21 protein-coding genes and 1 pseudogene are annotated in these 25,333 nt (G+C 40.7%); 18 read left to right on the top strand and 4 right to left on the bottom strand.

From position 1 onward, the window contains the following. Positions 1–59: 59 nt before the first annotated feature. From ACZ5A8_RS13575 to ACZ5A8_RS13555, 5 genes are all read left to right on the top strand, one after another. Positions 60–290, top strand: a complete 231-nt coding sequence (locus tag ACZ5A8_RS13575) for a hypothetical protein (protein ID WP_464529683.1) — start codon at positions 60–62, stop codon at positions 288–290. Further along, complete coding sequence (locus tag ACZ5A8_RS13570; protein ID WP_464529681.1) at positions 280–1,185, top strand: LPO_1073/Vpar_1526 family protein; 906 nt, start codon at positions 280–282, stop codon at positions 1,183–1,185. The genes ACZ5A8_RS13575 and ACZ5A8_RS13570 overlap by 11 nt, the downstream gene beginning before the upstream one ends. A 942-nt stretch (positions 1,186–2,127) precedes the next feature. After that, on the top strand, positions 2,128–2,868 hold the full coding sequence (locus ACZ5A8_RS13565) for a hypothetical protein (RefSeq protein ID WP_464529680.1): 741 nt from the start codon (positions 2,128–2,130) through the stop codon (positions 2,866–2,868). Between the two features lie 61 nt (positions 2,869–2,929). Continuing rightward, positions 2,930–3,112 (top strand): hypothetical protein, encoded by a 183-nt coding sequence (locus ACZ5A8_RS13560; protein WP_464529678.1) that lies wholly within the window; start codon positions 2,930–2,932, stop codon positions 3,110–3,112. Positions 3,113–3,601: 489 nt separating this feature from the next. Next, the gene (locus ACZ5A8_RS13555; RefSeq protein WP_464529677.1) at positions 3,602–4,960 is read left to right on the top strand and encodes an IS1634 family transposase; all 1,359 of its coding nucleotides are present in this window, start codon (positions 3,602–3,604) and stop codon (positions 4,958–4,960) included. A 363-nt stretch (positions 4,961–5,323) separates the two neighbouring features. On the opposite strand, the pseudogene ACZ5A8_RS13550 reads toward ACZ5A8_RS13555, so the two are convergent. Further along, positions 5,324–5,773: pseudogene (locus ACZ5A8_RS13550) on the bottom strand (IS1634 family transposase); the annotation flags it as partial. Between the two features lie 1,012 nt (positions 5,774–6,785). Further along, on the bottom strand, positions 6,786–7,142 hold the full coding sequence (locus ACZ5A8_RS13545) for a pyridoxamine 5'-phosphate oxidase family protein (RefSeq protein WP_464529675.1): 357 nt from the start codon (positions 7,140–7,142) through the stop codon (positions 6,786–6,788). A 482-nt stretch (positions 7,143–7,624) separates the two neighbouring features. Here ACZ5A8_RS13545 and ACZ5A8_RS13540 point away from each other — a divergent pair, with 482 nt between their 5' ends. Both ACZ5A8_RS13540 and ACZ5A8_RS13535 read left to right on the top strand, forming a co-directional pair. After that, positions 7,625–9,337, top strand: coding sequence for a thiamine pyrophosphate-binding protein (locus tag ACZ5A8_RS13540; protein ID WP_464529674.1), 1,713 nt, complete (start codon positions 7,625–7,627; stop codon positions 9,335–9,337). A 162-nt stretch (positions 9,338–9,499) separates the two neighbouring features. Then, the gene (locus ACZ5A8_RS13535) at positions 9,500–9,664 is read left to right on the top strand and encodes a hypothetical protein (protein WP_464529673.1); all 165 of its coding nucleotides are present in this window, start codon (positions 9,500–9,502) and stop codon (positions 9,662–9,664) included. A gap of 309 nt (positions 9,665–9,973) precedes the next feature. On the opposite strand, the gene ACZ5A8_RS13530 is transcribed toward ACZ5A8_RS13535, so the two are convergent. Both ACZ5A8_RS13530 and ACZ5A8_RS13525 read right to left on the bottom strand, forming a co-directional pair. Continuing rightward, positions 9,974–11,596 carry a vWA domain-containing protein gene (locus ACZ5A8_RS13530; RefSeq protein ID WP_464529671.1) on the bottom strand — a complete coding sequence of 541 codons (1,623 nt, stop codon included), beginning with the start codon at positions 11,594–11,596 and terminating at the stop codon, positions 9,974–9,976. A gap of 167 nt (positions 11,597–11,763) precedes the next feature. After that, a complete protein-coding gene (locus ACZ5A8_RS13525; protein ID WP_464529670.1) occupies positions 11,764–13,332 on the bottom strand; it encodes an AAA family ATPase in 1,569 nt (522 codons plus the stop codon). 1,491 nt (positions 13,333–14,823) lie between these two features. On the opposite strand from ACZ5A8_RS13525, the gene ACZ5A8_RS13520 reads away from it, so the two are divergent. From ACZ5A8_RS13520 to ACZ5A8_RS13470, 11 genes are all read left to right on the top strand, one after another. Next, positions 14,824–15,309, top strand: coding sequence for a MarR family winged helix-turn-helix transcriptional regulator (locus ACZ5A8_RS13520; protein WP_464529669.1), 486 nt, complete (start codon positions 14,824–14,826; stop codon positions 15,307–15,309). A 104-nt stretch (positions 15,310–15,413) separates the two neighbouring features. After that, the gene (locus tag ACZ5A8_RS13515; RefSeq protein ID WP_464529667.1) at positions 15,414–15,764 is read left to right on the top strand and encodes a TrmB family transcriptional regulator; all 351 of its coding nucleotides are present in this window, start codon (positions 15,414–15,416) and stop codon (positions 15,762–15,764) included. A gap of 268 nt (positions 15,765–16,032) precedes the next feature. Beyond that, positions 16,033–18,312 (top strand): hydrophobe/amphiphile efflux-3 (HAE3) family transporter, encoded by a 2,280-nt coding sequence (locus ACZ5A8_RS13510; protein ID WP_464529666.1) that lies wholly within the window; start codon positions 16,033–16,035, stop codon positions 18,310–18,312. A 49-nt stretch (positions 18,313–18,361) separates the two neighbouring features. Next, positions 18,362–18,520 (top strand): hypothetical protein, encoded by a 159-nt coding sequence (locus ACZ5A8_RS13505; protein ID WP_464529665.1) that lies wholly within the window; start codon positions 18,362–18,364, stop codon positions 18,518–18,520. A 345-nt stretch (positions 18,521–18,865) separates the two neighbouring features. Then, positions 18,866–19,333 carry a MarR family winged helix-turn-helix transcriptional regulator gene (locus ACZ5A8_RS13500; protein WP_464529663.1) on the top strand — a complete coding sequence of 156 codons (468 nt, stop codon included), beginning with the start codon at positions 18,866–18,868 and terminating at the stop codon, positions 19,331–19,333. A gap of 128 nt (positions 19,334–19,461) precedes the next feature. Beyond that, the gene (locus tag ACZ5A8_RS13495) at positions 19,462–19,821 is read left to right on the top strand and encodes a TrmB family transcriptional regulator (protein ID WP_229388193.1); all 360 of its coding nucleotides are present in this window, start codon (positions 19,462–19,464) and stop codon (positions 19,819–19,821) included. A gap of 384 nt (positions 19,822–20,205) precedes the next feature. Further along, complete coding sequence (locus ACZ5A8_RS13490; RefSeq protein WP_464529661.1) at positions 20,206–21,090, top strand: AI-2E family transporter; 885 nt, start codon at positions 20,206–20,208, stop codon at positions 21,088–21,090. Between the two features lie 219 nt (positions 21,091–21,309). Further along, complete coding sequence (locus ACZ5A8_RS13485; protein ID WP_229388197.1) at positions 21,310–22,074, top strand: ABC transporter ATP-binding protein; 765 nt, start codon at positions 21,310–21,312, stop codon at positions 22,072–22,074. A gap of 447 nt (positions 22,075–22,521) precedes the next feature. Next, positions 22,522–23,937 (top strand): hypothetical protein, encoded by a 1,416-nt coding sequence (locus ACZ5A8_RS13480; RefSeq protein WP_464529659.1) that lies wholly within the window; start codon positions 22,522–22,524, stop codon positions 23,935–23,937. 468 nt (positions 23,938–24,405) lie between these two features. Further along, a complete protein-coding gene (locus ACZ5A8_RS13475; protein WP_464529658.1) occupies positions 24,406–24,819 on the top strand; it encodes a potassium channel family protein in 414 nt (137 codons plus the stop codon). Positions 24,820–25,188: 369 nt separating this feature from the next. Then, the gene (locus ACZ5A8_RS13470) at positions 25,189–25,326 is read left to right on the top strand and encodes a hypothetical protein (protein WP_464529656.1); all 138 of its coding nucleotides are present in this window, start codon (positions 25,189–25,191) and stop codon (positions 25,324–25,326) included. The last annotated feature ends 7 nt before the right edge of the window (positions 25,327–25,333 follow it).

Raw genomic sequence — 25,333 nt, 5'->3', positions numbered from 1 at the left:
TAAACTGAAAGACCTATAATGTAAACAGTAAATTATGAATATCTCGCAAAGGGTTCAGAATGTCCGATATGATTAGTTGGTTAAATAACAACAAAGAATGGTTATTTAGCGGAGTCGGTGTCGCAATACTTAGTGCGGTCTACTATTTTATTTCTCATCGGATTCGTCACAAAAATAAGATTGAGCCAAAACAAACACAGATTACAGGTGATAAGTGTGTTAACTTCCAAGTTGGAGACAGTTTAACAATTAATGACTCTCATTTTGGTGGCAAAGAAAATGTTAAATAAAGATCAAACTCAGTCGACTGGAAACGATTGCATTCCTATGCAAGCAGCTGGAGACATCAATTTCAATGGAAACATCAGTGTTAATCATGGTCTATCTTACAAAGATGTAAAAGAAATATTTTACGACCTTTTTAAAGTTAATTATTATAAGCTCTCCAATCAAGCAAATGCGATAGCAGAGAAAAGAGTTCAAAAGCTTATAGATAAATTTTTAGATGAACTCAAATGTCAAAATCCTGAAGGTCTTGCCCAAGCTATCGACCCTGATTTCCAATATGACATTTTCATTGCACAAAGGGAATACGCTAGATCTGGTGATCCAGTATTAGCTGATATATTAATCAGTCTTTTAATCGAGAGAACAAAAGAAACACAAAGATCACGAACACAAATTGTATTAAACGAATCAATAGCTGTTGCCTCAAAATTAACAAGGGAAGAGTTTGATATTTTAACTCTATGGTTCATCTCGCAACACTGCATCAAACAATGGGAATTTCATAATATATCCGATTTAAGAAATTACATTGATGTCTACATACTACCATTTTTGGGTTCTCTCGAAAAGGAAAAATCTTGGTATACTCATCTAGTATACGCCGGATGTGGATTTATACAGGCTTTTCAAGTGATGGACATAGATATGGTTATCCACAATAAATCTGCGGGCATAATTCCCGAAGGATTTAAAAATATATTTGGATATTTAGTAAGTGAATATTCTAGTATAGAGCCACTTTTATGTATTAGAGAGCCGTATTTTAACGAAGCAACAGAGATGAACATGAAAAAACCAGAATCTTGTATGTCTCTAACGAGTGTTGGCATTGCGATAGGATATGCAAATTTATGTAGGGTTACTGGTGAGAAGTTTAATCTTTCAAATTGGATTTAAGGACTTTTGCTGATATTTTTCTCGATTGTACCGATTGTTGCTTTTACTCCAGTCTAGGTTCGATTCTTGCGATTTATCACTTGCAAAGTTGCATATAGCAACGTCCTTATCATTCACTCGTTATTACCGCAGTAACCACCGAGCACATGATCAGCCCTCAGTGTTGTCAAGGACTTTCCTTGCAACAGCGTTTTCCGGATGGTCATCAAGGTACTTTTCCTATTTTGGCGCCAACAGTGAAAAGAAAATTATAGATAAATAGACCTGTTTTTGTCAAAGGCAGTAATTAAGCCGGTACTACGAAGAATAGTGCTGGCTGACTCTCAACCCTATATTTTCCCAAAACTTGAAAATGTAACGAGGTGAAGGCAGAAAACGCCTGAATTCAGGAAGTTCGGAGTTTTTTGTTCGAAGTGACAAAGAGAAAAAGTCTTGATGTGATGATGTTGGACGGGTTTTGGGGAACTCTGTAAATTGGAATGTTTTACCGCCCCGTAGGGAAAAGTGGGAATTGTACCAGCCTTGGTGTGATCGTCCAGCCATGAGGCTGTGAGCAACTCAAGAATACTATAAATCAATACAAGTATTGGCTTAGTGGATTTTATTTTGTATTACCTCGTGTTACTTTTACTTTTATAAAAATACAGAATATGGCATCAATCGAGTACCCATATATAAAGTATCTAGCCAAATCATCCAACTGATAATGGTCAAGGACTAGTTTCAGATTCAAAATTAGTTCGAAAATCGAATTGTTTGAGAATTTGCACAGAAAACTTATAAAGAATTAGGTAAAAGGAGTTTATAGAGTTTGGAAGTAGTTTTCCCGATACAACCCCAAACTCCATAAAGTGTGCCCTATGAGGCAGTGATTATGTTAGCTTTGCGTGTATTTAAGCTTGCCTGATTCTGCCTCCTGGGTGCTAAACAAGAGTGAAACAAATGATTAAGAAAATTAAGATAAGTGCAATGTTTATGGCAGTACTTCTTGTGAGTATTGCTTTTGTACCGGCTGTGACTGCACAGGCGGAATCGCAAAATAAAGAGTATGCTGATGCAACAGAAAATCCGAACAAAGTATCAGTTTCTGGAGAAGACATCAAAAAAGCAATGGAAAAAGCGAATGAAGCATCAGAAAGCATGAAAGTATTGAAAGAAACTGATAAAGAAAAGATAGTATCTTTCAAAAAAGATGATGGATCAATTGCATACGTGATTTCATGGGCAGATGAAAAGAATCCTAACAGAACAAATTTTGCTTTTGTTGATCAGAGCGAATTGGTGTCCAAAAAACTCATATCTACTGCAGATCTCAACGATAGTTCAGCAGTTGCAGCAGTAATTTCTGCCTCTAAGGTAAGTTTTTGGAACGGAAGTTATCTTGAAACATATGGATCTGCAACAACAGGTGGAGTGCATATTCACTTCTCTGCAAAAGATGGGCTCTGGATTGCTGGTGGTGCTGCAACTGCTGCTGCCCTTCTTGGAATAATACTCGATGGACCGTTGCCTTTTGGTGATGCGATCGGCGTTTTGGTGGCTTTTGGAATAGCAACATTTTACTGGGCGGAATCAAATTCTGATAATAGTATAGATGTTCGTATACCCTATGCAAATGCGCTCCAATATCCATTAACAGGTCATGTTAGTATGCAAATTGGTTCACATTGGTATACAATCTAACCAATTTAATTAACCATTTGGCTGATATTATAATCAGCCAAATTTAATTTAGAGGGATATTATGGAAAAAAAGAACATGATAGCATTATTAATTCAGGTTATTGCTTTAGTAGCAGTAGTTAGACTTACTATACATTACCCAAAGTATGATTATATAACCTATTTCTCTATTTGGATTGCATTTATTTGTGGATATTTATATAAATTGGTTAGTTATTATCGAAAAACTGGAATATTTAATTGAATCTGTTAGACTTGTTTCTAACTCTCGTAATGCTTTGGGATTATTTGTACAAGTGCTGGTAGAGGATACTAACCCCTGAATTCCGGTCTATTTTTCAAGCCTTGAGTATACAAAGCAGCCCAATGTATCCATATATGCAGGCACATAATGAGCAGGCGCACGTATATAGATCCTTTTTAATCTCTTGGCTCTATTGATTGACTAGTCAGTCAACTATATAGGTGGAGGAATACAGGATCAAATATGGCAAAACTCCAACAAAATCTTACAAACGGAAGCTGTTGGTTCGTGATTCCGGCAGCGATAATTCGAAGTAAAGGCTGGCGCAAGGGAGACGAGTTCATAATAGTGGATGAACCGAATGGAATCAAATACACACGTGGAGAGGTGAGCCGCTAATGACTAGTGGTTATTATCACAAGTATAATGTATCCTGAGTTTGACAGTTAGATAAAAATAAGTGCTCTTTGTTTTGTTTTATTCGGTCCAATGAACATCACAAAACAGAGAGCATTCCCTACAATTCCTAACAAGAATATATGTGTTCCTATCGGATCTATCCTTGCCGTCCAACTCTTTTATGAAAAACTTAATTTCTGTGATATTTTTAGTAAACATAAAAGCAAGGGTCTTGATCTCAATAGTTTACTGATAGGATTGGTGAGCTATAAGCTCACCGATAATTTTAGCATCAAAGAAGCTGGCAAATGGTTAAATCAGGAAGAAATTCTTGAGATATTGAATCTTTTCTGGAGTTTCTCTGTTTATGATTTTGAACAAACGAATCTAAACCTGGACTGGACAAGTATAGTCCTTTACGGAACTAAATCCAAACTTGGTAAATACGGATATAGCAGAGATCACAGACCTGATAAGCTGCAGATAACCGTTGGAATTAGTGAATTAGCTAACCCTATTAACATACCTATTGGAGTTACGGTGAATAGAGGAAATGTCCTTGATCTGGAGCATTTTTCAGACACTTATAATCAGGTAAAAAGTAGACTTAAAGAAGGCTCTCTTATTGTTTTTGATAAAGGAGCTAATACCATAGATAATATCAATATTATACAGGAAGATGAGATGGAATATCTCACTGCCATGAAACTGAATACAAGTGACGACAAAATAATTGAGAAATTTGATATGGAAAGAGCAGAACTGATAGATTCAAAAAAAGGTATATATGGAGTAAAAATCGTTAAGCCTAGCAGCATTAAATATTTCTATTTCTCTGAAGCTCTACAGAAAAGGCAGTTAGAATCAAAGGCAAGAGCTGTTATGAGAAAGTTAAAGGAAGCAAAAGAGATTCAGAAGGCCATCATAAACAACAAAAAGCTTCCTAAGAAATTCAGAGTAAATAATGAGTTGATTGAGATTGATTACTCTTTTAGAACTAAGCTCGAAGAGCTTAGTGACGAGGAAGCTATAGAACTCCTGAAAGCTTCACTGATTAACGGAAGAGAAGGATTTTTTTGTCTGAAATCAAACAGGGATTTGACACTTGAAGATGCATTGAAGATATACCGAAAAAAGGATTCTATTGAGAAAATATTCCATTCATTGAAAAACGAAATCCAGATTAAACCGTTGAGAGTGTGGTCGGATGATAGCATTTATGGAGCTATTATCCTTGGGTTTATCGCTCAATTATTCATATCGCTGATGCGATATGAATTTGAGGAGATTAAACACACGTCTACAAAATTCATTAAAAAAAGCTTGAGGAATTTGACACTTACAATCAAGTTTATGATAAATGGAGTCAAAAACTATATTTTTGCGAATTTTGATCGGATCAATAGCTTGATAGTAGCAAAAAGGAATGGAATTACACAGAATATATAATAAATTTTTATAAATTTAACCGAATTGTCAAGTCCAGTTGGGACAAAAAAGAACGGAAATGTTCAGCATCAATTAGTGGATGCTGTCAAACTTAGGATGTATTGAAACACAAGATCCTGTGGACTCTTGCGAAAGCTGACGAGCCTCTAACCGCTCAACAAATAACGAATTCCCTCAAACTTGATCGGAAAAGGATAGCTGATGCTCTCTGCCACTGGCATACAAACGAATATGGATACACTCAGAGGATGCGACAGAAAGCCGAAGGGACAAAAGCCTATAGATACCGGATTATCAAGAAGGGTATAGAAACCTTGCAGGAGTACAACAAGCGAGCGAAAAACAAATTGATGCTGAACTTGAGCGATAAAAAACAAAATTACCAAGTTTGGATTTTGTGCCGTGAAGAACTATACTCGTCCAGTCCAGGTTTATATCAGTTTTTTCAAAATCATAAACAGAAAACAGACTGTCCAGAATATCCGAGAGGATTTCCTCTCTGTTACGTCCCAGGATTTCAAGGGTTCTGTAAAGGACTCTTTCATGGAATCTTTCAAGGTTTAAGAGCTCGAGAATTTCTTCCTGATTTAACCATTTGCCAGCCTCTTTGATGCTAAAATTATCGGTGAGCTTATAGCTCACCAATCCTATCAGTAAACTATTGATATCAAAATCCTTACTTTTATGCTTGCTAAAAATAGCACAAAAATTAAGTTTTTCATAAAAGGATTGGACAGCAGGAATCGATCCGATAGGAACACATATATTCTTGTTAGGAATTGTAGGGAATGCTCTCTGTTTTGTGATGTTCATTGGACCGAATAAAACAAAACAAAGAGCACTTATTTTTATCTAACTGTCAAACTCAGGGTTTATCACGAATTATTCTTGTATCGTGAATTACCGACATTTCTGGCAAAAAAGGCTTCTGCTTCTTTAACATATCTCTAATCTTAATAATTTAGTTTTTAAAGATCTAATAGGTTGTGATCTAATACTCTCAGTTTTAGTAATAATATTTGCAATTTTAGTATTAATAACGCCGAATGTTTAATTTGAAGTTTCTGATCTGATTATTCTATTTTGAGCTTGTAGGGCTTGTAAAGAGGGGCTTGCGGTCGTGAGGTTGTAAGTGGTTTGTTCAAGTGGACTAATTAAAAATATTCTTACCCGTATAACCATATTCATCATCTTGGGTCGTTCTTGCCACGCTCGACGCAGGAGAGCGGCTTTCAAAGTAAAAAGAAAAGAAAGAATCAAGGCCAAAAAGTGAAAAAGCCAAATACCCTATCAGGATGCAAATAGGATTAAAACTTCCTAAAAAACATTTCTTTTCGAGCTTCTTCTTTAGTCTCAATTTTCTTTCTTTTTTTGAAGAGCCGCCAGGCAAGCTGGCGGAGGCGCTTGTATTTACCTGGGAATTAAATAGCGGCTTCCAAGCTTAAGGAAAGTATTTTTTCAGCCCGTAGACATTTCTTCAGCTTATTGTCTCTCTTTGTTGCGTTGTCGTTTTGTCGGTTGTTTTTTATCTGGCTGGAAAGCCGGTTCAGGCCCAGCGCGGTGCAGGGAGAGAAAACTGAGATATTCTCGATCTAGCCCCGAAGGGGTATGCCAATAACCAGATAAGGCAACAAAAGGTTTACTGTTAAATTTTCACGTTTACAGTACTTTACAGTGAACTCCTCATTGAAAGCTTTAACAATTGAGAGTAAAAAGATTAAAATCCACTTTCTTTCCCGGTCATCTTCTCAATCTTAATCCTGATCACACACAGCCTGTTAACCTTCCATGCTTCAAACTCAAAAGGCCCCTCCTTCCCGTAATGCTAGGAAAGTACGGTAAGCCCTTCAACTTTCTGATCATAATCCTCAACAAAATGTGCCTGCCCGTGTCCAATAACACTCCTGTAGCGGACATTGTATTTGCAGGGGTCATCGGCGGTGATTACTTCGGTTTCGATGTCGGCTTCGAAGCAGACCTTGGGGTTCTTCCTGATGATGTCGATTTTCTTGCCGGTGGACGAGCAGTGGAGGTAGATTGTGTTGTCCTTATAGCCAAAAGACAGGGGGACAAGGTAAAGGCTGCTGGTTTCAGGGTCTGAGAGGGCGAGGCGGATGAACTTTGCCTTTGCGAGGATGGCTTCGATTTGCCGGGGGTCCTGGATCAGTTTCTTGCTTCCCATGCTATTCACCTGAAAGAGTAGTTTGTGAATACTCTATAACATTTACTAAAATTCTGTAACATTTACTAAACTGATAACTTTTCATTTATATTTAAACATTACATGTAAAACAATGTCAGATAAGATGATACTTGAAAAAAGATCAAACTTGAAAAAGACACATTCAGCTTGTATAGGTATGTTTATTAATAGTTCTTCTGCAATCGTTTTTGATTACTTTTCCTCCACGATCCGATACTAAATAGACAGAAAAACCCATGGCAACCCTTAAGTATAATATTCTCCCTTTACTTTTTTAATGTTAAGTCCTACCACAAACTACACGGAATCCAATTTACCTTTATCCGTAGTAGCTGTAGTAGTGGTAGTACTATTCGCTTGAGCAAGAAAAAGAAACTATTCTGGCTCAAGTGTGCTGTTTTTGGTTATTATACTGAATAGTGCGTCCTGTGCCAGTTTTGTTTCTTTCCGGGAGTTTTTAGATGAAAGAAATGAATGGAGCAGAAGTCCTGATTAAATGTCTTGAGGACCTTGGTGTCAAACATATCTTTGGCTATACGGGAGCAGCAATACTTCCGGTATTCCATGCCCTCAGGCATAGTGATATTGAGATTATAGTTAATTCCAACGAGCAATCGGCAGCATTCAGCGCAGCAGGTTATTCACGGTCAAGCAACCGGGTGGGTGTAGCCATAGTCACATCCGGGCCTGCTATAACTAATACGCTCACCAGCGTTGCCGATGCTTATGGGGACAGCATTCCCCTGCTTGTATTTGCGGGGCAGGTCCCTGAGCATAAGATAGGCACCGATTCCTTCCAGCATATTAACGTTAAAAGTATCTTCAGGGATGCAGCCAAAAAGGTCATACAGCTATCCAATGGTGATGACATAGAAACCATAATCAAGGATGCCTATTACTTCGCAAAGTCAGGAAAACCCGGGCCTGTAGTCATAGATTTCCCTCTTGACAAACAGATGAAAAACCATGGGTATCATGGTATGGACGTCAAAAGATTCGAGGGAAGTTATCACGATGACAGACATCTATCTGAAGAACAATGCAAATATTTTTTTAAGCTGTTGCTCAACTCCAGAAAACCCCTGCTATATCTTGGAGGCGGCCTGAATTCGGAGCCCGGAAGCCAGACTATCAGGGAATTCAATGAGCTTTTCGGAATACCTTCTGTCAATACACTCATGGCAAAGGGTGTCGTTGACGAAAGGGATGACCTGAATCTGGGAATGCTGGGAATGTTCGGTACACCGTATGCGAACATGCTCATACAGGAGAACGACTTCTTCTTCGCTATTGGGGTAAGGTGGGATGACAGGGTTGCGGAAAAGGTCGGGTTTGCAATAGGTACTGACATAGCTTACATTGATATCAATCCCGAGAAAATGCATCAGATAAAAATCGAGCGCAGCCCGAAATTCACATTTATAGGGGATGCCGCCACAGCGCTCCGCAACCTGCTGAACTATGCCAGGAAGCATGACATTTGTCTGGATATTCGGGAATGGCAGATGCGTGCAAGAGACCTGAAAAGGTCGTGGCCTCTGAATTACAACAGGACATCCGAATACATCCAGGCTGCCGAGGTCATTTCAATGCTTGCAAACTACGTTGACGGAAGCACAAAGATAACCACTGGTGTAGGCAACCACCAGATGCTCGCAGCACAGTACCTGCCAATGCAATGCCCAAAATCTTTCATGACTTCCGGCTCCTTCGGCACAATGGGCTTTTCCATGCCCACAGCAATCGGTGTCCATTATGCGAACCCGCATTCAGGAGTTCTAGCAATCGATGGTGACGGCAGTCTGAGGATGAATCTGGGAGAACTGCATACCATCGCATCGCTGAACCTTCCAATCAAGATACTCATGCTGAACAACAGAAGCGATGGTATGGTCCAGAACCTGCAGGATACAGTTTATGAAGGAACACGCATAGGAACACAAAGGCCAAAAGATGTGAATTTTGCAGAGATTGCAAGGTCGTTTGGCTTCAGTTATGCAGAGAGGGTGAGCAGCAGAAATGATTTGAAAGAAAAAATGGAAGCATTTATGGATGCAGACGGACCTTGCTTCCTGGAAGCTTGCACGGACAGGGAAGAGATCCTGTATCCGAAGGTTCCGGCAGGGGGATCTTATAAAGATATGATCCTGGGACCGTACATTAAATCAACCTGACTATCTCAAGAACTATGTTATGGAACATTGAGCATATTTATCTTAGCTTGCGGGACCGTCGGCGGTGATAATTTCAGTTTCGATGGTGGCTTCGAAACAGACCCCGGGGTTCTTTTGAGGTTCTCATTTTTTTGCCTTCCAGGGAGCTGTGAAGGAATAGCATTGTCTCTGTATCCAAAAGCTATGGGGAGGAACGTACGGAGTATTGGCATCGGAAAGGGCAAGGCGAAGGAACTTTGCTTTTTAAAGGATGTCTTCGATTTGTTGCTGGTCCTGGATGAGTTTCTGCTTACCATTATTTTCACTTTGAGAAGATTGATTAATTGATTCACCGACTGACTGACGAAGAATACTATAAAAATGGCAATGATAATTATAAATTGATAAAGGACGTTAACCTATTGATAGCTTTTAATTTATTTTAATAACCATATACAAAATGTTCGAGATTAAATGAAACGGTTTTTATAGTTAACAGCTATTAAAGCTAAACTGGAGCAGTAGAATGAGCCCAAAACAACTTATAAGTGCAATTCTGTCCATCGTTATTGTTTTATTGATCGCAATAGGCATATTCATGTATTTGCCTAACCCCTTCATGTAAGCTGCTTTAGCTATCCTCAAAATTCGTTAGTTTTACTGTTTTCCAGTCTCACAATTTACCAGTTTCACTCTTCCGCCCGTGCCTTCAGAATCCTGCTCCATCTCCACTATATATGTATAATCCGAAATCTGTGAAAGCCCGCCTGCTCCGCTGCCTCCAATGATAAGCGAGTAGACCTGTGCGTTATACTTCTTTTTTGCCTCTTCCCAGCGAGCCAGAACAAGTTCATCAGAGATTTCTGACTTTCCGTCAGTGATAAAAAGCAGGTCCGCACCCTGAAAGTCCTTTTCCTTAAGGGATTTAAGGCCTGAAGCAAGCGCAGTATTGAAATCCGTCCCGCCGCCAAAAGTATACAGCAAGAAGTTCAGGAACTTTTCTGACATCCTCCTTTTGCTGCTGAGTTCTATTTCCAGATGCTGGCTTGTAGAAGCAAAGAGGATGACCTTCATGTCCCGCTGCTGGGAGAGCATCAGCTTTGCCATGGCAAGCACTGCAGCCTTGGCAAGAGTCTGGGGGGTCCCGTGCATGGAGCCAGAAGTGTCGACGAGCGCAATCATAGGTCCCCTGGGCTTTATACGGGGGGGGCCTGTGTAGTGTTTGCCAAGTAGCTGGTAGCTCAGGAGTTTTCCTTCAAGCATGTCAGCATAGAACTTACGCTTCAGAGCCGGGTTAAGGAGCTTTGCGGCTTCCATAGGCAGCAGGTTATTTATTGAGTCTGAAAAACGCACATTCTGGATCCTGTTTTTTCCAAAAGGAGAGTAGCGTATGCGGGCAGCCGGGGGGTCAAATTCCCGCCTGCCTATAAAATTTACTATTTTCCTGAGGTCAGGATTTTTTTCAAAAAAAGCCGAATAATTTTTCAGCATCTTGAGCTGGACATAAAAAGGCTCTTTTTTAAGCTCTTTTATGGAATAACTCCAGCTCCTGCCAGGGAAAAGAAGTGCAAGGGTATCAAAAAGGTCCAGGTTTTCTTCCATTTCAGAGATAAACTCCTGCATCCTGCAGTACAGCCCTTCCATTACCCCGTCAAGAAAACACTGGCATCCATCCTTCTCCATGAAACTGAGTATAGTTTCATAAAGGTCAGTCTGTCCGGAAACAGTGTTAGAGCCCTGAAAACTCTGTGCAGAAAAATCGTCGGAACTGTTTTCCCGGAGAAGGAAAGTTTGTTTGAGGATTTTTTCGAATTCCCTGAGGATGGCTTCTGTTTCGGCATCAAGTCCTTTCAGTAAACCTGTTTCCAAACCCCTCTCCCGGGCTGCTGAAAAACGTTCCATAAGGTCATAGACTAGAGGAAGAAGAAGCTTCAGGCACGCAATTCCTGCTCCTTTGCTTCTTTTTGCAATCTTCTGAAGTCCGGGCCACGGTCTCGAATTTCTCAGGGTAAGTAAGATCGGGTAAAATGCTCCGAAAAATCCTATGAACCTCTCAGTATCTTTTATTTCGTATGGCTGGCCAAAGAGAATTTCAAGGGCAATCACTTCAGCTATTTTCTGACGCAGATGACGAGGAATCGTCCGGGGATAAGCAATAGTGCTTCTAAGCTCTCCCTCAAGCAGGAAAGCTGCCTGTCTCTGGACAGAAAGAGAATCATGCCAGAGCCTGTTTCTGGAGAAAAAAGAGTAAGACGCGGGGGCGCTATCCAGACTGTTCAAAAACCTGGCTGAATCTTTCGTATCAACACCTTACCTGTATCAGCACCTGATTCCTACAAATATCCTGTTATTATCAATACCCTATTCTTATCAATCCTATTCTTATCAATACCCGAATCTCACATTTCCAGGCCTGTGTTTACTCATTTGCATCCACTGTGTTTTATTCATCTGAGCTTAAACCTGGACCCGAGTCCTTTCATGAAACCACTGGTGTTGTTGCCAGAATCAGGCGCCTGGACCTTTGCTTCCAGTTTTGCGGCATGAGGACTGAAAGATGATGGTTTTACAGATCTGGGTTCTATAGACCTGTCTTCTCTGTTCTGCAAGCCAAGGAGGTCCCGAATTACGGTTATAAGTTCTTCAGTTCCTGACAGCTGTGTTCTTCCCGCATCATGCAGGAGCAGGGCTTCATTTCTGTCAGCAGTTGAAAGCCAGATATTTGCATCCATAAGGTTTCTGAGCAGCTCTTTTTCTTCCTCAAGCCGCTGTTTTACTCTGTTTACTCTATCAGCCAGGGCTTCAAATTCCTTTTCAAAAACCTCTCTCTGGATTTGAGACAGGGTATTCTTCTTTCCCAAACTCTCATGGAGAGAATCAATTTCCCTTATTAGGTTATCATAAGGATAAATCCTCGAATTTCCTTCCTGCCTGAGAGTATAGCTATGGTTCGGGCAGGCCGTATGGTGGACCTCCAGATTTTCCCTCAACTGAAATTCTTCCCCGCAGCTGTCGCAGACGATTCTAACGGGGAGTTCGTTTTTCAGGGCAATATCAAGGGCTGTTTTCAGGTCCTCAGCATCCAGGCGAAGTTTTTCTGTATTTGTGCCGCCGGAAACAACGAGCTTAAAAACAGTTTTCCTGATGGTTTCTCGCTCTTCGGGCAGGTTCCAGAGCATGTGCTGGAGCAAAAGAGCCATTGTCCTGTCAACAGTCAGACATCCGCTACTGCAGGCTGCAACCTTCAGGACCTGGACAATCCTTTTCCAGCGCCTGTCCGAGATTTCGATTTCCTGGATCTGAAGGTTCTTTCTGAGTTCCGTGATTATTATTTCGACATCAGGGTCAACGGGCAGGGAATTTGCGCTTTTGCGTAGGCTCTCGATTTGTGAGACCGAAAGGCTTGTAGTGGGTCTGAAGTCCTCAGGTTCTCTGAAAAGGAGGTTTTTAAAGTTCTCATCGTCCTGGATATAGGAGAGCCTGTACCTGAACAGAAAACGGTCATAAAGGGCTTCCAGGCTTTCGTCTTCTTCGGGAAGTTCATTTGAAGCCCCGAAGACCGAGAGGAGCGGCACATCCACAATTTCCCTTCCATTATGGTATTTTCTTTCGTTCAGAATAGTAAGGAGGCTGTTGAGGATAGCGCTGCTTGCCTTAAAAATTTCGTCCAGCAAAGCAATGTGGGCTGTCGGGAGACAGCCTTCGATATTTCTCCTGAACTCATCTTCTTCAAGGGCTTTTAGGGAAAGCGGCCCAAAAATCTCTTCAGGGGTAGAAAAGCTTGTCAGGAGGTAATTAAAAAAGTTCCCCCCTTCAATCGTCTGGCAGATGCTTCTGGCAAGCTGGGTCTTGGCTGTGCCGGGGGGTCCCAGAAAGAGCAAGTTTTCACCTGAAAGGACAGCGAGAAGCGAGCCGTTGACCTCACCTTCGCGTTCTTTGAAGTAGTCGGTAAATTCTGATTTGATCTCAAGAAGGGTTTCTTTCAGGTTTGAGCCTCCCGGTTTTTTAATAGACATGAGATCTTTCCAGTTGTGAGATAATTTAAGTTACAAGATGGTTTAAGTTATGAAGTAGTTCCGGGGTAAAAGAGTTTTTCGAAGGCTGTTTTCGGCCTATTTTCTAAGTCTTTAGCCTGATTCTATTTTAAGGCTTGCAATTATGTTTTGTCCGATATTTCAAAAAGCTTACTCAATATAGTTTCAAAAAATTCAAAGGCTGTATGAAAGGAAAAAAATTATTCTTCAAGCTTTCTTCACATTGATGATCCCTGATTAGTTATTTGATCTCTTCCTGAATCCAGAAGAAAATCTATCTTTTTTCTCTCCCTGCACCGTACCTGCTCTGGGCCGGCCTGCCAGTCTGGTAAAAAACAATCTGCAAACCAATACCGCAGTTAAGAGAAACAATATGCTGAACAAATGCCTCTAAGATCCGAGGATGCTTTTCTTAACACCGAAAACCAGCTCTTAATTTCAGGCATTCTTAATTTCAGGTATGTATCAACGCCTCCGCCAGTTTGTCTGGCAGTCCTGCAAAAAAAAGAAAGAAAAACAGATTTGAAAGAGAGATAAGACCGAAATTTATGTCTTCTTGATCTGTTTTGCGTTCTTTCTAACTCAAAAGCGTTCTCATCGTTTTTACTTTCAGGGCTTTTCTCTTCTTTTTTTCTCCTCTTGGAAAAGACAGCTTTCCTGCGTCAAGCGTAACAAAAACGACCTGGTACAGTGTAACGTTGTACGGTAACAAAAATCTATAATTTGATCCACTTAAGCGAAGAGAAAAGTAACGTTAATTGTCCATAGTTAGACATGTTATAAATGATTTTTTATATTTCATTTTTTCATTAAGATTAATTATTATGAAAAAGCCGCGCTGATAGCGCGGTAAATTTCCGTGAATATGCCTAATAAGGTTGTTTTGTCCCCCCTAAAGCCCAAAACTCTTCCTTCCCTTTTCGCATAGACTGATAAAAATCCATAGCCACAGCTACCTTTTTTCAATCCTTTTTCTATTTTATAGGCTGGGAACCAAATATCCCTCTGCTCTCTACAGACCGTAAGCTCGTGGAAAATCGCCAGACTCTGTGAACACAGAGCTGTAACATGTTAAATTGCCGGAGAGCCGTAGGAGTGAGGGTGGTAGTCTAAGATAGCCGGACAAAGCCGTAAGTCTGCAAAACTACCCTCCCAGCCTACGTATCGTTTTTATGAAAATGCAGCTATAAAAAAAGCTGCAATTATCCTTTATACGAGTCTGCTCGAGCGAGCGAAGCGAGTGAAACGAACTGCGGTAGAATTTTCAGAAAACTTTTCAATTTCAGGATAAATTCCGGAATAAGCAGGCAAATTTTGTTGACGGATATTTTTAAATAGTATTGCATCATCTCGAATACCACACGTTTGTTGATTTTGCATCAGTCAGAATTCTAACCGTCTGTATCTTTACAATTGAAATTTCATTTATACTAAATTATCACCAGTTCTTGCTCGTAAATCCCTGGAGGAAACATGGACCCTGAATGCGCTAAAAAAGTGAGGCTAATGGATCTTGAATTTCGAACGCTTCATAATAAATTATTTGAAGATCGGTTTTTTCAAAAAGTAGCCGCCTCTCAAAACTCCGAGCTCAAGGAACTTAACAAAAACCAGCCTCTCGTTATCATGATAATTGGATTGGTAAAGGAAATCATGCCTTCTACTATCGGAACGTATGTGGGAATGGACCGGAGTAGCCTTTCACGAATGGTGGATTCCCTGGAAGAGAAAGGATTTGTCAGGAGAAAAAACGATCCTGAAGACCGGAGAAAAGTCCTTATTTCCCTGACCGAAAAAGGAGAACGGTGCTATGATTTCCTTAATAGAAAATCTGAGGAGATGGCTACCGAAATCCTTGGGTTGGTTGAAGAACAGGATTTGAGGGATTTCGAAAAAGGTCTTGAAACAATGCTGCAAGTCCTGAGAAAAATCGATTCTGTAATGGAAAGTAAAAAATAAGCAGGGAGCCGGAAGCCTCGAAGCTCCGGAGTCAATAATAACCGGAATTAACGTTGAATCAATATAGGACTTTCATTTTTAGCTTTTTTTCCTGAGGAAAAAGCATGACCCTGAAATTGATCAATAACCTTCAGAAACTTGGCTTTAAGGAAAATGAGGCCAAGATCTATGCCACCCTTGTTTGTATGAAAACGGCAACTGCAAGGGAAATCTATGAAACAAGCGGGGTTCCCAGACCCAAGGTCTACAAAGTTTTGAGAGGGATGGAAGAGAAAGGATACGTACAGATAACTGAAGGGGAACCGATTCATTTCAGTTGCATACATCCGGAGGAACTGATCTCAAGAATCAGAGCTAATTTTTTGCTTTCTCTGGATGAAACCTTCTGTGGACTCCATGCTTTAAGCCTTAAGATGAAGCCCTGTCTTCAGGAGAATCTGCAGGACTGGGGATGAAGTGTTAAAAAGAATTCAGCGCATTTTTTCAGGTTCTGCTCAGGATATTTTGCAGCAAAACCAATGCCTGTTAGCTGCTACTTTGGTAATGTTTGTCCCGTGGCTGTCCTGAGTAATATAAAATGAAGTGGATGAAAAACAAACTTGATTGAAAAACAGAATCACCTAAAAACAAGTCTCCTAAGGGGGATTCCTTATAAAAAACATCTTTGAAAAACTAGGACTTTTTGTTCTGAACAACCGTGCAGTCATACTGGCTGTCGTACTTATGCTGGTCCTGCTATCCTTACAGGGAGCCCAATACATCGAAATGGCATCCGGAACCGAGACTCAGGTGTCGAAGGATTCGCAGCTGTATAAGGACTATAACCACCTTTTCCTGAACACCTTCAGTACAGAGAGCATCGTTTTGATGGTCGAGGGAAATGATGTGAAAACCGAAGCCCTCGCAAAAGCCTCCGACAGGCTGGAGCAGCAAGCTATGCTGGTTCCCGGAGTCACCAAGGTTTCAAGCGCTGCATCCATCCTGAAGCAAATTAACTATGCTGAGTCCGGAAGGTCAAATGTTCCGGATTCTGACCGGGAGGTCCGGGAGATGATGGAGAGTTACCCGGAATATTTCGAGAGCCTGGTGATTGATGAGACCCACATGCTCACAGTTATCCGGATCGAAGGAAGCAGTACGAGCCAGCAGCAGAAAGATATTATCAATAATATAGAAATCTCGTTAAAAGAAGCTGAATTTCCCCCTGGCTACAAATTGACTCTCACAGGCAGGCCTTCACTGGTGCTTGACATTGAAAGTGAAATGGGAACAAGTATGGGCATGCTGCTCGGGATCGCCGGAATCCTTATGGTAGTCGTCCTTCTCCTTGTTTTCAAGCATGTCAGATGGGGACTGCTTCCGCTTCCTGTTGTGTTGCTTGGAGTCCTTTTTACTTTTGGGGTCATGGGATACCTCGAAGTACCAATGACAATGGTTTCCATGGCAGCTTTTCCGATACTGATCGGTCTCGGAATTGATTATTCCATCCAGTTCCACAACCGGATGGAAGAGGAAATCCAGAGAGGCAATACTTCTTCGCAGGCCCTTGTCTCTACGATCAAGAACACCGCACCTGCAGTACTGGTTGCCCTTATAATGACAGCGCTTGGTTTTGTCGCGCTTTTTACTTCAGTTGTCCCTATGATCCAGGACTTCGGAAAACTCCTGCTCATCGGTGTAATCATGTGTTACCTTTCTTCGCTCTTTTTCGGGCTGGTTACTCTTTACAGTTTTGACTGGATCTCCAGAAAAAATCCTTATGGGCTGTTTAAGAAGAAAGGGGAAGAAAAGGGTAAAGCAGGTAAAAACGGCAAAAATGGACCCGGAGCAATTGAAAATATTCTGAAAAAACTCACAGGTCTTACCCTCAAATATTCTACCTTGATTCTTGTAATTTCCTTCTTGACCTGCTGTGCCGGGCTTTATGCTGATCAGTCAATTCCCATCCAGACTGATACTAACTCTATGATTCCACAGGACATGCCTTCCCTTATCAACTACAAAAACATGCAGAGTCTCCTGTCGGGATCCGGAGACCACCTTAATATTATCCTGAAAGTCGATGATGCAAGTAATCCAGAACTGCTGGAGTGGATGGATGAGTTTTCCCAGCATGAAGTTGAAAACAGAGGGCATATTTACAGTGCTTCAAGCATAGTGGACCTAGTAAAGGAACGAAACGGCGGGACAATCCCCGCGACCTCTGGAGAAATACAGGCAATATACGATGAAATTCCGGAAAGTCAAAAGCAGGAATACATCGAAGGAAACCAGTTGCTTCATATTAACCTGGACATCGGGACTGCTATGGCAGATCTTGAAATTACGGGAATTGAGGAGCTTCGAGATATTGTCCTGACAGATGTCCAGTGGATGCAGCCGCCTCCCGGAGTTTCTGTTACGGTTACGGGCAGCTCGGTAGTTACCATTGATATGGTTTCCGGGCTTACAACAGGCCGAAGTCAGATGACTCTGCTCGGGGTTCTCCTTGTATTTGTGGGCCTCCTGGTTGTTTACAGGGATATCGTAAAGGCTCTTTCTCCCATTATCCCCATGCTGGTTGTAATCGGCTGGTCAGGTCTTGTAATGTCGGCCCTGAATATTGCATACAACCCTATGACTGCAGTTATGGGCTCTTTGATTCTTGGAGTCGGGTCCGAATATTCAATTCTGATGATGGAGCGTTATTTTGAGGAAAGGGATGCCGGAATGAGTCCTGTGAATGCCATATATCAGGCCTCGTCTACTACAGGCACAGCTCTTATTGCTTCGGGAGCTACAACTGTATTTGGGTTTTCAGCCCTGATCGCTTCGCCATTCCCGATGATGAGTAGTTTCGGACTGATTACGGTAATAGATGTCCTCCTCGCAATGGTTGTAACCTTTGTGATCTTCCCGCCTCTTATCGTCCTGATGGACAGTTATCGGGGAAAGAAGCTGGGAATTTTTGAGAGATTACAGGATTTAAGGAAAAAGCATCTTACCGGACCTATCAATACCTGAGTAAGCAGGATCTGGATAAAATTGTACGGTCTGGAGAGAGAAAAATAGCATGAACTCAAGGTTACTTGATCTATGGGACTTTACGAAGAGCACACAGGTCCCTGGAAAAAGATACGACTCAGGCTCTCTCTCCCCTATTTCTCTTTTCCCTGAATGGCATGTTTGGGAGCTGGGCAGATACAGATTCGTATCTCCAAATGAGATATAATTGCATCCGGTATTAATCAGACAGAATTTCTTAATTAAGCCCAGGCTTACTCCCTTGCTCTTGTCATACTCGATGCAGGCGCAAGATCTTTTCCAGAAAGAGGAAGAAAGAACAAGAATAAAATATTATTTTTAAGCTTAGTTTGAGAAAGTATCGGAATATTTATATGCCATCAGATATTAGTTGAGTTATCAACCATATAAATGTCAATTATTCAATTTAATGTAATTGAAAATTCAACTTATCTCATGATAGTTCATTATAATTCTAAAAATTATGGGCCAGTTTTTTTCTGAAAGGGCTCAGAAGGATCCGAAAGATCCGCAAAAAGGGATGATTAAAGAAATGGATGAGGCAACATTGAGTAAAATAATCCTTCTGTCAATGGAAAGAGATGCTCTCGATAACCTGATTTTTGAGCAGACCTTTCAGAAAAAAATTGCAGGCAGGTTCAGGGAACTGAGCAAGAACCAGCCAATGGTAATTAAAATCATAGGGACAGAAGGAGAAATTATGCCTTCTACTCTTGGAAAATACACAGGAATGGAAAAGAGCAGTTTAACGAGGATGGTTGACGACCTTGAAAAGAAAGGGGTTGTGTTCAGGAAGACCGATCCTGGTGACAGGAGAAAGGTGCTCGTTTCCCTTACCGAAAAAGGGCTTGATTATTATAATTGTTTAAACCGGATTACCACTGAAATGGCTGATGAAATCCTTCAGTTTGTGGATAATAAGGACGTTGAGGATTATATGCATAGCCTCGAGACCATGGTAAAAATCCTGCGGAAAATTGATTTCAGCCGGACTGCCTGAATAAAGCGGCTGCGATCTGATTCTGGAAAATTACTGGCTATGTGAAATTATTGGTCAATTAAGCCGTTAAATTATGAAGAATACCAGATAGATCACGTTTTAGTGCGTGAAAGACGGAGGAAACCCTAATGACTCTTAAGCTTGTTGAGAACCTTCAGAAACTGGGTTTTACAGGCAACGAAGCCAAAATTTATGCATCACTTATCTGCCTCAGGCAGGCAAAAGCCAGTGAAATTGCTGAAAATGCTGGAGTTCCGAGACCCAAGATCTATGGAACCCTTAGAGGAATGGAGAAAAAAGGCTACATCAGGATAATCGAAGGCGAACCAACCCTTTTTTGCTGCATCCAGCCAGAAAAGCTAATTTTAAGGATAAGGGCAGACTTTATGCTTTCTTTAAGTGAAACCGCCAGCGAACTGAATTCCCTGACTCCTGGAAGTAATAACTTTGCTTCAGAACGTTTCTATGGGGAAAGGGTAAGAGCCTGAAAATAGAGGAAAGGGAAAGGGCCTGAAAATAGAGGAACGGAAGATATCATACTCTTAAGATTCTTTTTTCCCTGTCGATGCAGAAGTAGTTCATAATCTCTTATTTTTTCAATTTTAACGGACTGAAAGGAGCTACTATTTATATTTTTAAGGAACTATCTGGACACTAAAAACTTCTTATTGACAATAACCAGGTAAGATTTTAAAGGTAGGATTACATGCCTCTCAGTACCAACAGGAACATATGGCAGTTTCTGGTATTAACAACTATACTTTTCATGTTTTTTTTGCAATACTTTTCTATTTTGAGGACATTTTCATAGTCCTCATAGCAGGTTCAATACTTATCGTGATTACGGAAAAAGTTATAAAAGTATTCAACAGGTGCATGAACAGGTTTCCGAACTGCAATCGAAGTTAGTGAGTCTAATCCTGCTTACAGGTGCAGAGCTTGCTTTCCTGTTTCTTCTGGGCAGTCAGGTCCAGAGCCTTGGAGTCCTTATAGGGGATTTCAGCAGTATACAGCAGGACTACGCAAGCGGAGCTTCAGCCCTTTTTTCAGAACACGAGTCCGAGCTTTCAAAACTTGTGGATTCCGGAGTTATTAAACCTCAGGATCTGCAAAAAATAGGAAATACTATTTTTTCAGGGATTGCCGATCTTGTTTCGAAGGTATCTTATTATTTTTTTACCGGCATATTGATAATTCCTCTCATGTTTGGTGCATACTTCAAGCACCATAATAAAATAGGGAACTACATTCAGCACTACGCTCCTCCTGAACATGCGGATGGAATTTTCAGGGCCTTAAAAAGTATAGGCCGTGAGCTTGAGGATTTCTTCAGTGCTAAAATGCTTGAGTCTGCTATTATCAGTCTGATTTGCTGTATAGGGTTTTATCTGGCAGGTATTGACGGGTGGCTTTTCCTGGGCATCCTGGCAGGTTTTCTAAATATTATTCCTTATATTGGCCCTCTTCTGTGGGCACTCCCTCCTGTTATCGTGGGTTACATCGCCAGTCCGATGACAGCTCTCCTTGCAGTGATAACGGTTATTATTGCCCAGCTAATTGACAACCTTTACCTCATTCCATTCATGATCTCGGAAAAAGTGAATATTAACCCGCTTTTAAGTGTGGTTTTAACACTTGCCGCCTCCAAGCTCCTGGGCCCCCTCGGCATGGTACTCGCAATCCCTATATACATTGTACACAAAATAATTATTAAAGAGTTTTATAGGGAACTAGTAAATATATATTATAAAGATTAATATTCCTTTATGCCTGTATAGTTCAAACACTCTTATAAAATAAGGACTATAATAAGGACGTTTGAGTACAGGACTGAAAATGCCGGGAGATTTCTCATAGTACTCCGGAACATAGAAAGGTTTAAAAATATATTAAGAGTATTTGATAAGAGTTATTTGACTGTTGAAGCATTACGACTTTGAAGAACCTGAATTACCACTTTGAAGGAGCCTGAAAATATGATTGAGGTAAAGGGTCTTTCTAAATCTTACGGACAAACGAAAGCAGTAGACGGCGTAGACCTTTCTATCGGGAAAGGTGAGCTTTTTGGTCTCCTGGGCCCAAATGGCTCCGGAAAAACAACTATGATCAAAATGCTTACAGGGCAAATAAAGCCAACCTCCGGTACCCTTAAAGTGCACGGCATAAATGTACTCGAAGATCCTCTGAGGGTCAGGGAGCTTGTAGGCGTTATTCCGGAACAGGAAACCCCCCCAAGTTTTCTGACTGCAGAAGAGTATCTACATTTTGTTGCAAAGATTCGAAAAATGGAACATTATGAAAAAGTCTGCGAGAAATGGTTCGAATTCTTCGATTTTGGGGACCAGAAAAATTCACTATGCAAAGACCTTTCAAGGGGTACAAGGCAGAAACTCATGTTTGCCCAGGCTTTTTTACACGAGCCTGAACTTGCCATTATCGACGAGCCACTTATCAATCTTGATCCTGTAATGCAAAGAAAGGTTAAGGACTTCTTGCAGGATTATGTGAGGAATGGGGGGACTGTTTTCATTTCCACGCATATCCTTGAAATTGCAAAAGAAATCTGTACAAGTATAGGAATCATTTACAGAGGAAAGCTGGTTTATAAAGGCCGCCTTGACGATCCCGTGCTTCAGGGCAAAAATTTTGAAGAGTTTTTCCTGGAGCTTGTCAGTAAACGAAAAGGAATTTCAAAAGATATGCTGGAGGGAACTTTAAAAAGAGTCTCGGCAATAGCCTGATAATACTTTATATAATTATTTTATTGGGAGGCCCCATAAAATAATCATTTATATATTTAGGTAAATAATTATATGAATAATTATATTAATACTTATATAACCTAGCATATAAGTTATTATTACTATTATCGTTATTATTGTTATTATTATATAACTCGGTATGTAAATTGTAATTATTATTCCTATTACATGAACAATTATAGTATCAATATATAAATAACAACTTAAATAAATTTTATAATATCCTGTAACATATTGTCTGTTCTCTAATACCTATCTGTTACTACCTGTAATACTGCTCAGGGGGATGTAAGAACAGAATTTATTAGAAGACAGTCACCTTGTGTGAGCAAAAACAGTTGTGGAAAAAGCAAGCATAAAAGTAAGCGTAAAAAATAGCAAGTAAGAAAAACGGTGAGTATAAAAACAATTGACTGAAGGGATTTTATGTTTGACATTTTCAAAAGTATGATTAAAGAAGAGTGGCGGATGCATTCAAGTCTCTTCGGGCACAGTGGTTTTGCCTTATTTCCGGTCTTCATTTTCCTGTTTACATTTTTTGTAAGCCTGGTCCTGCCTGTGTTCAGGGAGATCATTACTGATGCACAGATAGCTCTCGGGATGCATTACCTTTTCCTGCTTGTGGGGGGCATGGTGGGTGCTTTCGGGCTTATGGGCCGTGAATTAATGAACCGCCGCTTCGGGCAAGCAAGCCTGATTGCATATTCTTCAAGAGTGCTCCCTGTTTCTGAAAGGTTTATCTTTGCTAACTTCCTTGGAAAGGATATTGTGTACTATTTTGTCCTTTACATCCTGCCCTTTGTTGCAGGCTTTGCCCTTGCTGCAGCTTTTGTTCCTGCAGGTAATTTCGATGTTCCCTCAACCATTCTAACTCTTCTTCTTACTCTTTCTATTTCTTTTATGATAGGAATTTCTGCAGTATTCTTCCTGTCTACCATTTACGCCCACTCAGGAAAGATTTCTCTTTTCTGTCTGTTTGCTGCTTCTCTTCTCCTGCTCCATACTTCCGGAAACCTGAGCCAGGACACTCTTTATGCCCTGCCAAGCCTCTCCTTTTTCCTTGTCCCTTCCGAAAATCAGCTCCTGCTTTCCGGTGCTCTGATCCTTGCTCCTTCCGCTATGTCGCTTATTTTCCTGAAAATTGACTTCCCTCAGGCACAGAAGAGCTTTTCCAACTCCTTTTCAAAGCTTTGCAGGTATCTGGGTCCGTACAGGTACGCACCCTTTGTTGCGAAAGATTCCCTTGACCTTAAAAGAAGTGAAGGAGGGATCGGGAAAGTTATTTTCTCTTTCGTGCTGCCTCTTTTGCTAGTCTGGATACTGCTGTCCGCTCTCGGGAGGGTTATACCGGCTTTGAACACACTTACACTTTTTGCCCTGGTGCTGGGAGTGCTTTCGTCTTCAATGTATAACTGGCTCACCGAGTATGATATTTTTGCTTCCTATGCCTTTCTCCCCCTGAAGGTCTCTGATATGATAAAGAGTAAATTGAACAGCTATCTTATCCTTAACCTGGTCCCACTGGTAATTCTTTCACTGCTCGCCCTTCAAAAAGACCCTCTGTCCCTGATCCCGTCCCTGTTGCTTTTCCTCACGATCTCACTTTACATGGTTTCGGTACTTGTTTACCTTACCGGGCTTTCCCCTTCAATTAACCTCTACAACGGAAAGAACTTTGCTCTTTATACGCTCTCAGTTATGCCGCTCCTTATGCTTAACATAATCCTGTCCATGTTTGGAACATACTATGCGCTTGTAGACCTGTTGCTGATTCCTGTTGCCATGTATCTTCTCGGGAAAGGTTTCAGGAAGTGGGATCGCAATGATTGCCTGTGTTTTTAAGGGCCAGCAGTTTCGGATACCCATGAGTTATTCCATTGTAGAATAACTCATTTCAGTCGAATACCCCGCTAGCTTGCTGCGGGGATGGAAAACTTCCCCGGTAACCGTTAATGATAATATGATTTATCAATTCCATTTTTTGGTTGTTAACTTCTGCTCAAACTAATTGTTTAGGGTTATTGTCTCCTTTAACGGAATTCGGAGCGGTGGCACGAACATACCCCGTTGCTTGCAGTGGGGTGCGCCAGCGCAACTTTGATTTCCTTCAAACCATGAGTCTATTACTTCAAACCATGTGTTTATTACCTTCAAGCTTGATTCTTTCCTATTAACACGGTTTTATCTCCTTCATAGATGTCTTTTTAAGCCTTAAAGGAAACATATGAAGGAGAAAGGGTTCTACAACCTCTTTTATTTAGAATAAGGGGAAAGAGATTTAGGTAGTTTAAGCAGTCAGGGGGAAAGGCTATGATACCATTTCTTTTTACGATAGTAATGCTTTTAAGGGCGTTAAGGACACTACTTAAGGACCCTAAGTTCCGATCCCTACTGTATCTTGTTGTACTAACCCTTTCTACGGGCACTCTTTTCTATCATTCTGTTGAGGGCTGGGGCTGGCTTGATTCTTTCTATTTTTCAGTTATTACGCTGGCAACTGTGGGATATGGAGACTTTACACCTAAAACCGATGTCGGCAAGCTTTTTACTGTAGTATATATTTTTCTAGGGCTCGGAATTCTTGTTGGTTTTGTCACACCAATTGGAGAGTATTTAATCGATAAAAGGGTAGAAAAAGTTGAGAAAAAAACGCAGGAAAAAGAAAAATCTGAAACTGAACTTGATTTCTCTGGAGTAATTGGAAAGTTGGAAGGAAAAAGATAAAGTTTACTCTTCACCAGGCTTCTTACATCAGATTAATTCAATGATTCATTAAAATACTTTGTTTTGTAAAGGCAGTGCTTATTACAGTAACATAGTTTGCTTCTGTTTGTTCTCAAATGCACCTGAAGAAGATATAATGGACAGAGCCGAAGTAAAAGTGACTGAAGAACCAACATTTCGGGATAAGATTATTTGAGTGTATAGTGTCACCATCGTAAATTGATTAGAGGTTAGTAAGTTCAATTATAGTTTGATAGGTTGATCATATACAAGTTTTTTGAATAAGTGAACATTTGGGATAGAAACTAATATATATATTTAAAAGAGTATAATTGCTACTTATATAATATATTAACTCAGAGGTGTCTTATGGCAAAAACAATCAGTGATACTCAAAAGTCAGGAGCTGCTTGTGGAAAAACACCGGCAAAAGCTTTAGCACCGGAAAAATCTGCAAAAAAGGACGCAAAAGCTGATAGCAAATCGTCCAAGGGTGCAAAGAAGTAAATACAGA

Source organism: Methanosarcina subterranea (genome assembly GCF_055385895.1).
This window is presented reverse-complemented; position numbering and strand designations above follow the sequence as displayed.